This window comes from Bacillus sp. FSL K6-0042, from assembly GCF_038006685.1.
GTDB classification, from domain to species: Bacteria; Bacillota; Bacilli; order Bacillales; family Bacillaceae_G; genus Bacillus_A; species Bacillus_A pseudomycoides.
The window spans coordinates 201,610-217,576 of the sequence record NZ_JBBOVS010000001.1 but is presented as its reverse complement, the minus strand read 5'-3'; the positions used below and the strand labels follow the sequence as shown (position 1 = coordinate 217,576).

Genomic DNA, 15,967 nt, shown 5'->3' with positions numbered 1-15,967 from the left:
CAACACCTTTCTTAATTTAAAATTTCCTTTTTTGTAATATCTTCTCTACAATCATTACATTTTTAGAACTCATTAATAATCTCTGCATGATTACCATCAATTCCTCTTTTTCTAACATCTGCAACTTCTCCCTAATCTTCCTTTCTCCAGTACCTTGAATTGCATACACAACTGCTGCCATATGTTTACAATGTTTTTCATAAGGACATTCACAACTACTTCCCATAAAATCTACAAGATCAATGATTACTTCATAATTCCCATAATTCCCTGTGACGAACGCAAATACTTTACCATTATGTATTTCTATATCCTCTACATGTCCCTCCTCATAATATTCGTATCCTCTATCTATAATGTGCCTAGAAATCCATTTTTTCATTTCAGTTACTAAAAAAGCGTACATAACATCTACCTTTCCTTAAATTCCCTTTTGACTCCGCCTGGTTTGCATGATATTCTAATACATGTCAAGTAGCAAGCCTACATGACACAACAACTGACACCTACTCGGCGAAGGTGTCTCTTTTCGTTTTTAGCCGAATGAAATGCCTCTTTCAGGGCATATTCAACTTTTGACACTACACACTCAACACCATTCCCTTGTATCAGGCTGCTTTAGCAGTCTTTTACTCTACATACTCCTTTTAATTTTCAGATAAATTATAACATAAAAAAAAGAGAGACTAGCTCCCTTTTCGCGCCTTATAATATACCCCTTTTTCAGCATAGAGATATTCTTCATCAGCTAAAGTAATTTTCCCATCCAGTTTCAGTTCGTCTAATAGCCTTGATAAATAAAATTGGTGTAACATTTTTTTCGTGAATTTTCCTTCATGATGCGAAACGATATGTTCTTGAATATCTAATAGTGATATTGGTTTATCTTGCTCCATCATATATTCATATACTGCATTACGCAGCTTTACGTATTTTTCAAGTGTCACAGTACAATTGCAACCCCTTTCTTCTTATTCTGTTGTTTTTAGAATCGGTTTTTTTGCAATAAAAAAACCTCTTCGATAAGAAGAAGTTACGTATATATCTTCGTCTTATCTCCCAGAACAAATATGTTCTGCTGGAATTAGCACCTGCATCGCGGTTGCTGGGTTTCATCGGGCCAGTCCCTCCACCTCTCTGGATAAGAAAATATTCACTTTATAGCCTACTATAGCCATTTTCATTTCAATTGTCAAATCATATAAAGTGAAACTTTAATCAATTGAACCATTACTATCTGTAATAGCAGGGATAAAACATTTAAAACAAGTTATATTTTCTTTTCTAACGCTCATACTAGAAGTGTATGCAATAAAGTGAAACTTTAATCAGTGGGGGTTTTCTTCATCCCCCACTGATTATTAGCCCGACCAATCGGGCTTTTACTGGCAGTTTATCTCCCACCTAACTTCTTTAGAAAAGCGGAAGCGGCTCGCTCAGAATCACAGGACGTTGGAGCCCCCGACAGAGAGGCGCTTTTTTCCTCGTCCGAGGGGACGAAACGACCGGAGATTTTAGCCGCTAGAGCCGGACAATGCTTTCACCGAATTTTGAGGTAGGAGTATTACTGCCCACAAATAGCGGGATAAAGGAGGAATATATAATGAACAAAAACGCACGTGGATATGTTCAAGATTCTTATCATTCTTTACATGAAGCAAAACAATCTTTAGAAAACGCATTACAAACAGTCGAAAAAACTGATAATCGAGAACGTATAGAACAATCCTTGCAGGCTGTGGAGCACGCCTTACAAAAATGTGATCATACGGTTCATATTTTGGAACAAGAATGAATACATCCCATCTATTTACTAGATGGGATGTAACTCAAATGGCATACTAAAACAGTATTGCCGTGACAATTAAAAAATATACAGAATTAACGATTTCTAAAACCCCTACTTTTAAAATAGATATTTTCTTACCATATAATATAATTGCTCGAACTAGACTAGGTATAAAAACTAGAGAAAGCCATGGGTTTACTACAAACAATGCAACAGTTAAGAAAATGTGATATCCCCATGATACATAGCGATAGGTCGGGTTATTCTTTTCACGTATCATTGTTTTCACATAAAATGTACTACCTAAAAAGTATAAAAAAGAAGTTGCTGCAATCCACCATGCTGTTTCATCAACTGTTTTCATCGAAAAATAATAACTTATTAAACCACCTATGCAAAAAACAAGTATTGCACAAATATCATTTACTAAAGCTCGTTCCCTTTTTTGACGAGCAAAATATATATTCACAAAAAAGAGCGGAATCATAATAGCTGCGAAGAAAAGAATTTTCCACTCGTATAGTAAAGATAGTATACCGAAGACACATGCAATAATAAAATAAATAATTGCTGAATGTAAAAATTCTTTCTTTCGCGTTTGCTTCATATACATCAAAAATGGATACGTTGCTAAATAGATAAATAACCAAGCGATAAAGAGTGGAATATGATAGAAAGTAGGTTTACCAAGTATTACACTAAGTATAAACGGAATCAGCAGCATCCCCCATGCACCGTGCTGCTTTGGAACAACTAGCTTCATGAATATGGCATCTCCTCTTTGAATTTTTTCTCATTTACTATTATATAAAAAATCTCATATAAAAATCGAAGCATATTAAATCGATTTCTTGACATTTTTCACAATATAATATGTATGAAAAAATGCTTCTCACCAGTGGTAAGAAGCATGAAAGAGGCAAACGAATATGTAAGTCGCGACCCTACTTTATATTCTTATGCTTTATGATATATACTTATGCTTTGTTTACTTGAGATAATAGCTCTTTATCATCATCTAAAATTCCATATTTCTTTTTAAACCTTGTAATAATTCTAATCCACGATGAGCCAAACAAAACAAGAAAAATTACATTTGAGAGTGCATGAGCTAGATCAAAGTAAAAACTTGCAGCGTAGTATGCAATAAAGTCTTTCCATGTTAATCCTTCTAAAAAGCCAAGTATCCCCCACAAATTCATAATCCAGCCAAAAACAAAACCGGCTATGAACCCATAGATGACTCTCCCCCATAACTTTCTCATTATAAATGTATTTCGAAGTAAACCAGCTATAAAACCTATCATTCCCCAAGAAAACATTTGCCACGGTGTCCAAGGCCCCTGTCCTAAAAATATATTAGATACAAGTGCTGCCGTTGCCCCAATCATAAAGCCTGTTTCACTTCCAAAAACAATTGCAGATACAATAATAACAAAAGATGTTGGTTGTACACTCGGCATAATGGAAAACGGTACACGACTAACTGCTGCTATTGCTGCTAAAACAGCTACAATGACTATTTCACGTGAAACAAATGCTTTCCTCTCAAATCGTATATAAAAAGGTAACATGATAATGGATAATAAAAATAAACTACACCAAATATAATATTTATCTGTTACAAAAGAAGTAAAGAGAAGCGTACTTATTGCAATAATGAAACTAAGCATTATGAGAGCAAAATATCGTTTGGACACGATTTGTACACATCCTCCCACGTTAATGCATAAGGTAATTGCTTGCGAATAAAACGATTAATAGATGTTGTATAAAAGAAATTATCACTAAAGAATTTCTTTGGTGTATCATCCATAATTACGTTCCCATCAAATAACATCATACAATGATCAACATATTTAGCTGCAAATTCAATGTCATGTGTTGCCATCACAATTGTTGTTCCTTCTTTTTGTAACTCTTGAAACAGCACACCTAATTTTTCTTTTTTTTCTGGATCAAGCCCTTTTGTCGGTTCGTCTAGTAATAATAAACTTGGCTTCGATAATAAAGCTGTACATAGTGCGATTAACTGTTGTTCTCCCCCACTACAATCATGTGGATGACGATCTCGAATAGAATGAAGCCAAAATCGTTTTAACATATCTTCGGCTATTTTTTTCCCATTATCACCATATAATTCATTCGCTCTTTCAAAAACTTCATCCCACACCGTCTCAAATGTAAAATGATAATATGGATGTTGCGATACAAAACCTATTCTTTTAAATCGTTCCTTTGAATCAATTTTATAAATCTCCGTTCCGTTCCACCGTACTTTTCCTCTTCTAGTTTTGTTTAATCCTGCCAAGATGGTTAAAAGTGTTGATTTTCCAGTACCATTTTTCCCAACAAGCGCAGTCCACTTCCCTTGCTCAATCGATAACGTTAAATCTTTTAAAATAAAAGGGCTATTTTTTTCATATTGAAAGGATATATGTTTTACTTGTAAAATCACTTCTTTTTTTTCTGCCCGTGATATAACTGGCACTTCATGTTCGATAGATAACTCAGAATGAATTTGTGTTTGTGCTTCCCTTACCGTAAAGGGTATTTGCTCTACATTCCATTCTAAAAACAATCTTGGAATTTGAGGGATAAACGGTCGAAATTCTTCTACTGTCCACATTTTCGATATAACCTGTTGCGGGATTCCATCATAAATAATTTCCCCAGCATTCATAAACACAACTCGAGTTGCTAGTGGCATTACTTCGTCTAAACGATGTTCACTCATGATAATTGTAATCCCGAGTTCTTCGTTAATTCGTTTCAATAACCCTAAAAAATCTTTTGCTGCAATTGGATCAAGCTGTGCTGTCGGTTCATCAAGGAGTAATAATTTGGGCTGTAAAACAAGAACTGCCGCTAAATTAACAAGTTGTTTTTGTCCCCCCGATAACGTGTGAACAGACTGGTGTAACAAATCTTGAAACCCTAAAAAACTAATTAATTCAGCGATTCTCTTTTGAATTATACTTGTCTCTAAACCAACATTTTCAAGAGAAAATGCCAATTCTTGAATTACCGTATCCATAACAAGTTGATTTTCAGGATTTTGAAATACCATTCCCACTTCTTGTGCTGACAATAAGTCTGGCATCTCCAGTAAAGAAGTTCCATTATAATACATATTGCCTGTGCACTTTCCAATTGGGAGTAACTCTTTCTTAAAATGTTTCAAAAGTGTTGTCTTACCACATCCTGAGCGGCCAGCAAGCACAATAAACTCACCTTGAGAGACCCTCAAGGAAACGCCCGTTAATGCTTGTACTTTTTCATCAGCATACGTAAATGCTAAATTTTTTATTTCTGCATGCGCCACCATAACCATTCCCCCCCTTCCATTATGATTGGTAAACTAATAAACAGTATAAATAACACGAATAATATTCCATCATATTGCTGAAATACAAGCGATTCCACTCTTGGATAGATTAATAGTTTGCCAGCACCGTAAAAATTGAACACAAAACAGCTTAGTAATAAAATTGCTAAACACGCAAGTATGTACCAATCTTGCCTTTCCATTCGATATCGAATGTACGTACTACGCTTCGTCACTCCAAATCCACGCGCTTGCATGGAATCTGCCGTTTGTAATGCATCTTCTAAAGAACAAACAAGCAACACCTGCAAGAGTTTCATTCCATTTTTGATTCTCCCTATGAATGAGCCTGAATCTAATTGCACTCCTTTTGTCTTTTGAACAAGTGTAATTTGTCTTAAACGCCGGATAAATAAAGGAACGAAACGCACTGTGATCATTGTTAGTAACGCAACTTTCGGTGAAATCCGTGAAAATAAATACAAAAATTTATGACTTGAAATCACATCATTATAGGAAGTAAATGTGAACATAATAGCAAGTAACAATAATCCCATTATGAATCCATACATGCACGCTTCTAATGTAATTCGATTATCCCCTAAACGAAACAATGTAGTCGCTCCCCTATGCGTTAGCAAAGGATTTAACACAATCACCATTACAAAGAAAAGAAACGTACTTGGTAACATTGTTCTTATTTTCTCGCCATTTCCTTGCATGATGTTTAACAGTACAATCATAATAATCGCACCCATTAAAAAAAGAGGGTGAAGACACATCATACATAGTATCATCACCCCAATATAATAAAAAAAATTCACAAAAGGATGTAAAGAAGAAAAGATAATTTTCATAACCTTTACCTAAAGCCCTTTCCTAATTTAACACATATACCCATTCGATATTATCTCCTGGCTTGACTTTATATGCACCTGCACTTCGGTTTGGAAAAGTACCATTTACACGATACTTCCATCCACTTTTTGGTCCTTTGTCAAATTCATATAAATCATTTATCCCTTTTATATATTTACTGTTTCCAGATCCAGTTGAATCAATATCTAGCCCTGTATTGTTTAACACATCAAAAACTGTAGTTCCTTCTTGCATATCTACTTTTTTCGCACCTAATAAATACCCTTGATCACCACGTACAGAAATGGTAACTTGCTGAGCTTGTGGTTTTGGTACTGGTTTTGGTACTGGCTTTGGTTCGGGTTGAGGTTGTGGCTTTGGGACTATTTTAGGTTCTGGATCTTTCGACTGTTCCTGCTTTGGTGTTTCTTTTGGCTGATTAACTACTTTAGCCTCTTCTTTTACTTCTGGTGCTTTCTTTTGTTCAGCGTTTTCTTGCTGCGCTTTTGTTTGTTCTTGTTGTTTTTGCTGAGCAACTGGTTCTTGCTCTTTTTTCTCTTCTTTCTTTATTTCAGGTTGTTCTTGCGATTTTTGTTCCTGATTGTCCTTTTGTAGCTCTTCTTGTTGTTTATTCTCTACTGATTCTTGCTGTTCTTCCGGTTTACTTTCTTCCTTTTTCTCTTCTTGTTTCAGTTCTTCTTTTTGTTCTGTTTTTGAAATTGCTTTTTGTTCAGGTTTTGATTCATTTTGACTACATCCAACAAGCAATCCAAATGAAAGGACAACTGAGAGTAACCATTTCATCATACTCATGTTTTTCTCACCTTTCCTAATAAAATTAGGAGCAAATCATTGCTCCTAATTTTTGTTAAGCTGCTCTTCGTCTCCATAAAACATATGCTGAAGCGATACATAATACGCCCATTCCTACTGGCATAGCAGTATCCCAAGCAGATGCTCCTGTTTTTGGTAACTGACGATTTTTCGCAGTTTTTTCATTATTTACTGTGTTATCTTTCGTAACAACACGAGAGTTCTCATCGTTTGTTTGTTTCTCTTGTTTTTGAATCACTTCTTGCTTTTCAATCCCATTGCTCTCATCCACTACAGGTTCCTTCGGCTCTTCAACTGAGTTTATATCATCTTCAGTTGATGAATTTGTCCAATCATATATAGAACCTTTACCATTTACAAATGCCTTATATTGAACAAGTGCTAAAAGTGCTTGTTCAGTAGCCATACTGCTACCCTCTTCGTCGCTTGGCAACCATTTAAATTCACCATTTGCAAGTTGGTATGATATTAAATTTTGAACTGCGTTTACATTATTTTTAGTAAATGTTTCACTAGTTGGATCAATCCCTGTAATAGCAAGTCCAATAATTGCTTGTGCAACACTATTTGAATTTTCTTGACCATCAGCTTCAAATCCACCAGTGTTCAATTGTTTACTTGACAAATATTGCACTGCTTTTTTTACAGCTTGTTTTACCTCTGGTTGTTTCTGATATGGTGCTAATGCTGATAAAACCATACCTGTTACATCAATATTACTAGCCTCTTCCTTACTACTTTCCACATTGTATGTCCAACCACCGTCTGTATGTTGTGCATTTAAAATCTCTTTTACTAAAGCCGCACGGTTCCACTTTGCTCCAGCTGGTACTTCGTATTTTTTTGTATCAAGTGCAAGTAAAGCAAATGTATAACCAGTAACAGAATTTAGTTTTTCAGATTGATATAGTTTTTGAACTAAATTCTTTCCTGCAACATTTGTTGGATTTCCATTTACCGCTAATACCGCTAAAACAGTTCTTGCTATATCTGTAGCGCTAAATCGTTCCACACGTTTTTCTACTTTTTGTGTTAAAGATTGTAAATAACTAATTTTTGTTCCTACTGGAATATTTTTCCCTGAATGTGCTAGTGCAATTGCTACCCAATCACTATCGATTCCATCTTCCATCATTTTTTTTGATGTTTTCGCAATCGCTTGATCTAATTGCTTTATTAGTAATTCATTTTTGATTGGTTCTTTCAACTCATTAGGCTTTTGTTCTTGTGGCTTCTGAACTTCAGGTTTTTGTCCATCCGGCTTTTGTTCTCCTGGTTTTTGTTCCTCAGGTTTTTGTCCATCTGGCTTTTGTTCTTCTGGTTTTTGTCCATCTGGCTTTTGCTCTTCTGGTTTTTGCTCTTCTGGTTTTTGTTCTTCAGGCTTTTGACCATCCGGCTTTTGCTCTTCTGGTTTTGTAGTACCTGGATCTTTTTCACAAGTTCCAATCTTATCGAGTACTTGTTGCAACTTTTCTGTGCTCATATTGTCCCAATTTACAACAAAACGAAATGCAACAACATCTCCAGATTCTAATTTATAACTATCTGCCCCTACCATGGCAGCTTGATCATTCACATCATATGCCCATCCGCTTGTAGCACTTATATCACCAGCCATTAAACCGTCAATACCTTTAACATACATACCATACTTCGTATTCTCAGCTGTTACTTTAGTCCCCATAACTTTTTGTAACAAACTATAGGCTGTTTCTCCATCTTCAATTGGCACTTCTTTCGGACATAAAATAACTCCTTTTTGCGATTCTCCAATGATCGCAAGTGTTGCTGTTTTCCCTTCAGCAAACGTAATATGTACAGTATTTGTAAATGAAACAAATACTAATGCCACTGCCATTATCAACGTAAGCAGCCATTTTTTTATCATTGCCATCCTTGGTTATTCCTCCCTTTGCTTACATATACATAAAAAAAGGCCCTTCAAGGGCGTGCAATAGCACTCTACCGTGAGTGCTAAACAAAATGCACAACACCTCCTCCTATCCGCATAGGTAGCGGTTGTATTTGTATAGGAAAGAGCATGTAGCTTATGAATGTATCATTGTGATAACATTCACTTTTAACGGCGAACCCATTTTATTTCCACCAATTTCCTTTTAAAGTTATCGTATAAACGACATACCTATACATTCATCAAATTATAAATTTCTGTATTATTTTACTATTGACACGAGATTTTGTCTATGTTTTCTCTGATTTATTTTCTAAGAATAATAGCCGGTTACATTAAATTATAAAGCTTCTATTATATAGATACTACAGGTTGCTATGAATCGGTTGTTCACATACAATAATACCATCTTCATCCGCATACACATACTGATTAGGAATCCACTCAATTTCTCCAAATTGCAAAGGAATTTTTGTTTCTCCCTTTCCCTCTTTTCTACTTCTCTTCGGCATTGTACCTAATGCTAAAATACCAATGTTAATATTTCGTAGTTCCTTAGAATCACGAACACATCCATATACAATAATCCCTGCTATATTTCGTTCCTTTGCAATGTTTGCCAAATTATCTCCAAGTAATGCACAGTTCGTAGAAGCACCTCCATCAACTACTAACACAGTCCCCTCTGGTAAAGTTTGTAGCGCTTCCTTTACTAATACATTATCATCTTTCACTTTAACCGTTGCAATCTTCCCATGAAATTGCTCTTTCTTTCCATATGATTGAAAAATAGGCTTACATACTTGTACGTCTCCTTCAAAGGCATCACAAAGATCTGTCGTTCTCCACATCTTTCTCCCTCTTTTCTTTTTCCTTTACGTTACATATTCTTGTCGTTTTATTTTTCACCTGTCTTATATTGCGAAATTTTGTATACTAATAAGAAGAAATACATATAAAGAACAATCGGAAGACCTCTCATTCAGAAACTTCATATTAACTTCAGTTACATGATCAGAAATCTTCTATACTTTCACTTTCTCTCCCTCCTGTATAATATTTCAAATTCCGTACATACTGTATAAAGGCTGGTGAACAGCTTTAATCAAATTTTGTAGTACCTACAATCTTTTCTCCCTTTCCCTGGGGCTGAGCAGTTAGCTTTTGCTAGCTGCTCTTTTGTTTTTATAATGAAGCTTTTGTTAAAAAGCTAGTTAACCTCTTTTTACTTTTTAATCATCAACACTGAAATTAGATAACTATTATGTAGTCATGAGTGAATATGACAACCTTTCCTTGTAATATTCTTTTGTAAAAGGATAAGGGTGTGACAATGTTGAATAGAAAAAACGATCAAATTGTTATTCACATAATAAAAGGCTCAACTATAAAAAAGTTTTTAATCTTAGATTTAGTTACTGGAACAGGAATTTACTATATAATTAAATTTATTTCTTCAAGTATATTAATTGCACTTATTGGCAGTATCGTAGGAACCGAAGGCATTAAAAAGATACCGAAATTCCAAAATAATACGAATTAAATTTCAGTACCTAGCCCCACTACCTTCACTCCATTAAGAAGAGCAAGCCTTCTCAATAAAGTGAGACTTTAATCAGTGGGGGTTTTCTTCATCCCCCACTGATTATTAGCCCTCACCAATCGGGCTTTTACGGACAGTTGATCCCCCACCTATCTTCCTCGTTTCTCTCTGAATCTTGAGGTGGGGGTCTTACTGCCCGTTAATGCGGGATAAAATAATAAAAAGAGCCAAATGGCTCTTTTTATTACATTCCAGTACATGGATCTATTATATCTCCAACTCAATCATTGGAATTAATAATATACTACTCAACTACAATATCGTGTAGTTCAAAGCGAATTATTTTTTTAAATTCATCTAGTCCTAGTTCAACTTGATACCCTATCTTCCCGGCACTAAAGATCATTGTATCCAACTCCGTAGCACTATTATCAATGACCGTAGGGAAATATTTTTTCATCCCTATCGGTGAACAGCCACCATGAATATAGCCGGTGAGCGAGAGTAAATCTTTAGATTTCAGCATACTTATTGATTTTTCACGAACGCTAGAAGCTGCTTTTTTCAAATCTAATTCTTTATTTACAGGTACAACAAAAACATAGTGCTGCCCTGATTTCCCCATGGTGACTAGTGTTTTAAATACTTGATTAGGAGATTGTCCTAATACCAAAGCAACATCTATTCCACTAATCGCATCAGTATCCACATAGCTATAATGTTTATAATTGATTTTTTTCTTATCTAATAACCGCATTACATTCGTTTTGTATTCCATTGTGCTAAAATCCTCCTGCAACAAATTTATATGTATTATTTAATATATGAATTGAGATAAAGACGTTGGAAATATAATTTCAAATACATAAGTATTGTAGCTTACTTTGCTATTTTTTAACAAGTGATGACAAGCATATTCTATCACTCAAACTGTTTATATACAGTAGGATTAATTCATCCATTAATCTTGTTTTTATTTTCAAAAAACATTGATATTTCAAAAAACATTTGTTATACTTTTGAAAAAACTTAAGGAGAGATTGAATATGTTTAATTCTAATACTTCTTTCCAACTTCATCATCATACATAATGCCGTGTATCCGAAGAATTTTTTCTTCGTGGGTACAGGGCTTTTCCTGTTACCCACGAAGCATTCATAAAGCTATGTGGGTATTTTTATACCTGCATAGCTTTTTTTAATTTAAAAAAGGAGTGATTCAAATGGATGTAAGAAATGTAAAAGGAACAAAAGATTATTTACCCGCGGAACAGTTGTTACGAAATAGAATTAAACGTGCTTGTGAAGAGACTTTTGAACGATATGGTTGTAAACCGCTTGAAACACCTACATTAAATATGTATGAACTTATGGCCTATAAATATGGAGGCGGTGCTGAAATTTTAAAAGAAATGTACACACTACGTGATCAAGGAAATCGTGAAATCGCTCTTCGGTATGATTTAACGATTCCATTTGCAAAAGTAATAGCAATGAACCCGGATATCAGGCTGCCTTTTAAACGCTATGAAATTGGAAAGGTCTTTCGTGATGGACCAATAAAACAAGGAAGGTTTCGTGAATTTATTCAATGCGACGTTGATATAGTCGGCGTAGAATCTGTTATTGCTGAAGCTGAATTGATGGCCATGGCATTTGATCTTTTCAAAACTTTAAACTTAGATGTTACAATTCAATATAATAATCGGAAGTTATTAACAGGTATTCTTAAATCAGTTGAAATTCAAGATGAACAAACAAACGATGTTATTTTATCATTAGATAAACTTGAAAAAATCGGAATTGATGGTGTACGGAAGGATTTACAAAGCCGTGGAATAGTAAATGACACTATAGAGGTTGTTTGTCATACGGTTGAATCTTGTATGACATTAGAACTTAATGAGTTTAAACAAATTTTCTCAAATTCACTTGTTACGGATGGAATCAACGAACTACAACAATTACAGCAATACTTACTCGCTCTTGGCGTCCAAAACAATACGATTTTCAATCCATTCCTAGCAAGAGGACTTACAATGTATACAGGCACAGTTTATGAAATTTTTTTAACAGATGGAAGCATTACTTCAAGTATTGGTAGTGGCGGACGTTATGATAATATAATTGGAGCCTTTCGTAACGACAATACATCCTATCCAACAGTAGGGATTTCCTTTGGCTTGGATGTTATTTATACAGCTCTTACGCAAAAAGAAACGGAATCTACTTGTGCTGATATTTTCATTATTCCTATTAACACCGAAGTGGAATGTTTACGAATTACACAACTTTTGCGTTCTAAAAGTACTTTCAAAGTTGAGCTGGAACTTGCTGGACGTAAATTAAAACGGTCCCTTAATTACGCAAATAAAGAGAATATTCCTTACGTGCTTATTATTGGTGAAAATGAGATACAAACAGAAACAATTATTTTACGAAATATGGTAAGAAGCACTGAACAAACCATTCCCCTCTCTTGTATTGAAGACGGAACTTTAAGTAAGTACTTATAAGAGATCATCTACCTATTAGGTGATTTGCGAAAAAAAATAATAAAACCCACGAAGAAAATAGCATTTCTCCATGGGTTTTTATTTGTTTAAAAGTGGATTTTTTGTCCCCCTATTCTCTATTATATTTCTATATCGCACTAAATTTACATACTATTATCATTTCATCCCTCGTTCATAAATCGTAATTCTACTGCTTACAAAGACAGTCACATTACCCCCACACTCTACCAATAAAACTAATTCCCCAAAGAAGATAGGCACATTACGTTACTATATACATCGTAAATTCTAAACTAGTAAGTTTTCTTTTTTTGTCTCTCTTTTCGTAAATACATGTAAAAACAAAGTGTTGATAAAAGTAATAATAATTGAGAGGATTGGTTTATTTGTTCTAATACCGTGATATCAACTCAGCTCCTTTCATTACATTACTTAACATATTTTAAAAATAGGCGTAAAGAATTATATTACATTGCTACTTTTAAAGCCTCTTCTAGTGCTGTAATTGCTCCACCTAAGCATGTTAAAACTTCTGTTGGGATTGCCATAATCATTTCTTTATTTTTAATATTAAAATATTATGAATTTTTATACTCTCGTTATAGTAAGAGTTTACAAACATATCCATTCATCTCGATATACAATATTCCATAAAACATTGGTTGTTTATTTTATTATAATACTCAAGGGAAGTGCAACATAATAATTTATCAGATGAGGAGAGAATGATCATATGTATCCAAAATTTATTGACAAAATAGCGTTTTCGAAGGCGCATAAAGAGTTATTAATTAAACTGTATAATAAAGAAATTTCAAGAAGCGAGTATAATCAATTGGTAGATACTTTTTACCGTCCACAACAAAAGTAAATATGAAGTAAGTGTTTATGGTTTTATGTCTTTTATAGCAACGAAGTTCATTCTTATCATTTTTGGAGCAACCTATTCTGTTAGGTTGATGGGTATGGGGATTTTAACGAAATTATTTTTCTTTAGGAATTACGAATCTCTTAATTAGATAGCACCAAGTACCGCGCGAAAAAAGCCGTTCACCATAAGCTATGGTGAAGTGACCCCATAAAGTTAGACAGATTATTTCATTAGGCAACCTTTTGGGCATGGGTCCGGTATTGTACCGGGCTCATGCCTTTTAGTTTTGCCTTAATTCTTTTATGATTATAGTACTCTATATATTTTGCTAGTTCTTGCTTAAAATGTTCTATACTCTTAAATTCTTTTCGATACAGAAATTCTGACTTCATGATGCCAAAGAAGTTTTCAATCACTGCGTTATCGTAACAGTTTCCTTTACGAGACATGCTTTGTGTAATGCCACGTTTAGTAAGAGAATGACGGTATTGCTTCATTTGATAGTGCCATCCTTGATCGGAATGAATCAGAAGTGTATCTTTGTCTATTAAACGTTCAAAAGATTGGTCTAACATTGTTGAAACAAGGGAGTAGGTTGGTCTTGAAGCAATTGTGTATGTGATAATTTCACCATTAAATAAATCCAACATCGGTGATAGATATAACTTCTCTCCAAACAATTTAAACTCCGTAATGTCCGTAACCCATTTTTCATTTGGTTTTTCCGCTTGGAAATTGCGATTTAAAATATTCGGTGCAATATTTCCAACTTTCCCTTTATAAGAACGATATTTTTTCATACGAACGAGACACTTCAAGCCTAATTCTTTCATAATTCGATACACTTTTTTATGATTTACTTTGTGTCCGCGGTTCGTCAGTTCATCACGAATACGACGATAACCATAAAGCCCCTCATGTTCGTCATAAATGGTTCGAATCAATCCTTTTAGTTCTACATCTGAATCAGGAAGATCGAATCTTTTAACCCAATAATAATACGTACTGCGCGGAATACCTGCGAGCTGAAGTAGCACCTTCACTGAAAATTCATGCCTTAGTTCATAGACTACTTGGGCTTTGTCTTGTTTCGTGATTTCTCCTTGTTTTGAACTAAGGCATTTAACTTTTTTAAATACGCATTTTCCATACGTAAACGCTCATTTTCCGCTTGTAGTGCCTCTATTGAACCTTCAACTATTCCGTGATCTTTAGTCGTGTTAAGTTTTTTATTTTTCATGGATTGATGCCCCTTTTTCTTTGATTGTAGGGCATCCAATCCTCCTGCTTCATAAGCCACTTTCCATTTCCGAAGTGTTTCATAAGATGGAATATTGAAAATCGCCGCTGTTTCCCTGATAGATGTCCCTTTTTCATTCATATAATTGAGTACATTCAGTTTAAACGGCACAGAGTAAGATGTATAGCGTTTTTCAAAAGCATTTTTACCCGAAAATTCATATTGTTTAATCCACTGGTGAAGTATACTGGGGTGAACCCCTATAGATTTAGCAATTGTTTTTCCACCTTCATTGCCACTTAAATACCGTCTCACTGCTCGTATTTTTTCTTTTGAAGAAAATTTAGACATAAAAAACTGCCCTCCAATTGTTAGACTGTGTCTAACAATTGGGGGGCAGTTCACCTGTACGCTAAGGACTCGACTTTTTTAGATTGATTTATTCGACTAAAACTCCCGATAATACAATAAGATTCATCATATAATTAATTATTGTTTATCAAAAGAAATTAAATAATTTCCTTACATGCCCAAGCGTCTATCTCTACTTTAAATACAGGAGCTGCTAATGCCACCACATAAATCATAGTAGTACAAGGAAGATGTTCACCTAGAAAATCTCCAATAATTTTTCTTCTCTTATCTGCATTAAAATCACCTACTAAATAAAATACCATCTTCGTTAAATCTTCTACGTTCATATTAGCAGCCACAAGATTTCTTCTAATATTATCTAGAGCTAATTGTAACTGTTCCAATGGATCCTCTGGAACCATTCCATCTATTTCCATGCCTAATTGACCTGATAATGTGAGCCATTTATTAGGACCTGTTACTTCTATTTGATGGACATATGGTGCTACTGGTTTATGCACTGTTTCTGGATTTCGGGATTTCTTCAACTAGAATCATTCCTTTACTGAAATTTTATAATAATCTAAATTATTATAACAGTTTTCTGAGTATGGTGTTAACCCGCCTTGTTAGTTGAATTATATTTCTTCATAATCTTTTTTTGTAATATATTTATCCAATTAAGTTTCTCTAAAAGTACCGAAAACGACGGTATTTGAGACA

Annotated in this window: 15 protein-coding genes and 1 riboswitch; of the genes, 3 read left to right on the top strand and 12 right to left on the bottom strand. The window is 34.4% G+C overall.

What is annotated here, in order from left to right:
• Positions 1-16: 16 nt before the first annotated feature.
• Both MHH45_RS01150 and MHH45_RS01145 read right to left on the bottom strand, forming a co-directional pair.
• Complete coding sequence (locus tag MHH45_RS01150; RefSeq protein WP_016115430.1) at positions 17-406, bottom strand: SWIM zinc finger family protein; 390 nt, start codon at positions 404-406, stop codon at positions 17-19.
• 280 nt (positions 407-686) lie between these two features.
• Positions 687-947: a hypothetical protein gene (locus MHH45_RS01145; RefSeq protein WP_003202914.1), complete on the bottom strand. Its 261-nt coding sequence runs from the start codon at positions 945-947 to the stop codon at positions 687-689.
• A 102-nt stretch (positions 948-1,049) separates the two neighbouring features.
• Positions 1,050-1,148, bottom strand: a riboswitch (SAM riboswitch).
• 455 nt (positions 1,149-1,603) lie between these two features.
• On the opposite strand from MHH45_RS01145, the gene MHH45_RS01140 reads away from it, so the two are divergent.
• On the top strand, positions 1,604-1,795 hold the full coding sequence (locus MHH45_RS01140) for a hypothetical protein (RefSeq protein ID WP_016115431.1): 192 nt from the start codon (positions 1,604-1,606) through the stop codon (positions 1,793-1,795).
• A 46-nt stretch (positions 1,796-1,841) separates the two neighbouring features.
• Here MHH45_RS01140 and MHH45_RS01135 read toward each other — a convergent pair whose 3' ends face one another.
• From MHH45_RS01135 to rraA, 7 genes are all read right to left on the bottom strand, one after another.
• On the bottom strand, positions 1,842-2,552 hold the full coding sequence (locus MHH45_RS01135; protein WP_016115432.1) for a YwiC-like family protein: 711 nt from the start codon (positions 2,550-2,552) through the stop codon (positions 1,842-1,844).
• A gap of 214 nt (positions 2,553-2,766) precedes the next feature.
• On the bottom strand, positions 2,767-3,489 hold the full coding sequence (locus MHH45_RS01130; protein WP_033671326.1) for an ECF transporter S component: 723 nt from the start codon (positions 3,487-3,489) through the stop codon (positions 2,767-2,769).
• Positions 3,462-5,123, bottom strand: a complete 1,662-nt coding sequence (locus tag MHH45_RS01125; RefSeq protein ID WP_170927970.1) for an ABC transporter ATP-binding protein — start codon at positions 5,121-5,123, stop codon at positions 3,462-3,464. Before MHH45_RS01125 ends, MHH45_RS01130 begins: the two co-directional genes overlap by 28 nt.
• Positions 5,096-5,974, bottom strand: a complete 879-nt coding sequence (locus MHH45_RS01120) for an energy-coupling factor transporter transmembrane component T (RefSeq protein WP_088094550.1) — start codon at positions 5,972-5,974, stop codon at positions 5,096-5,098. The genes MHH45_RS01125 and MHH45_RS01120 overlap by 28 nt, the downstream gene beginning before the upstream one ends.
• Before the next feature lie 22 nt (positions 5,975-5,996).
• On the bottom strand, positions 5,997-6,788 hold the full coding sequence (locus tag MHH45_RS01115) for a DUF4430 domain-containing protein (protein WP_016133090.1): 792 nt from the start codon (positions 6,786-6,788) through the stop codon (positions 5,997-5,999).
• Between the two features lie 55 nt (positions 6,789-6,843).
• Complete coding sequence (locus MHH45_RS01110) at positions 6,844-8,703, bottom strand: DUF4430 domain-containing protein (RefSeq protein ID WP_016115437.1); 1,860 nt, start codon at positions 8,701-8,703, stop codon at positions 6,844-6,846.
• Between the two features lie 383 nt (positions 8,704-9,086).
• Entirely contained in the window at positions 9,087-9,572 is a 486-nt protein-coding gene (gene rraA, locus MHH45_RS01105) for a ribonuclease E activity regulator RraA (RefSeq protein ID WP_016115438.1), read from the bottom strand.
• Between the two features lie 482 nt (positions 9,573-10,054).
• Here rraA and MHH45_RS01100 point away from each other — a divergent pair, with 482 nt between their 5' ends.
• Positions 10,055-10,264 carry a hypothetical protein gene (locus MHH45_RS01100; protein WP_016115439.1) on the top strand — a complete coding sequence of 70 codons (210 nt, stop codon included), beginning with the start codon at positions 10,055-10,057 and terminating at the stop codon, positions 10,262-10,264.
• Positions 10,265-10,568: 304 nt separating this feature from the next.
• Here the strand turns inward: MHH45_RS01100 and ybaK are convergent, their stop codons facing one another.
• Positions 10,569-11,042: a Cys-tRNA(Pro) deacylase gene (gene ybaK / locus MHH45_RS01095; protein WP_016115440.1), complete on the bottom strand. Its 474-nt coding sequence runs from the start codon at positions 11,040-11,042 to the stop codon at positions 10,569-10,571.
• 444 nt (positions 11,043-11,486) lie between these two features.
• Between ybaK and MHH45_RS01090 the strand changes: the two genes are divergently transcribed.
• On the top strand, positions 11,487-12,779 hold the full coding sequence (locus MHH45_RS01090) for a histidine--tRNA ligase (RefSeq protein ID WP_016115441.1): 1,293 nt from the start codon (positions 11,487-11,489) through the stop codon (positions 12,777-12,779).
• Positions 12,780-13,880: 1,101 nt separating this feature from the next.
• On the opposite strand, the gene MHH45_RS01085 is transcribed toward MHH45_RS01090, so the two are convergent.
• Positions 13,881-15,241 (bottom strand): IS3 family transposase gene (locus MHH45_RS01085; protein WP_088094721.1). Its coding sequence is split into 2 segments (ribosomal slippage): positions 13,881-14,785 and positions 14,785-15,241, totalling 1,362 coding nucleotides; the frame shifts between segments, so codons are not numbered across the junction.
• 158 nt (positions 15,242-15,399) lie between these two features.
• A complete protein-coding gene (locus tag MHH45_RS01080) occupies positions 15,400-15,792 on the bottom strand; it encodes a RidA family protein (protein ID WP_088094722.1) in 393 nt (130 codons plus the stop codon).
• Between the last annotated feature and the right edge of the window lie 175 nt (positions 15,793-15,967).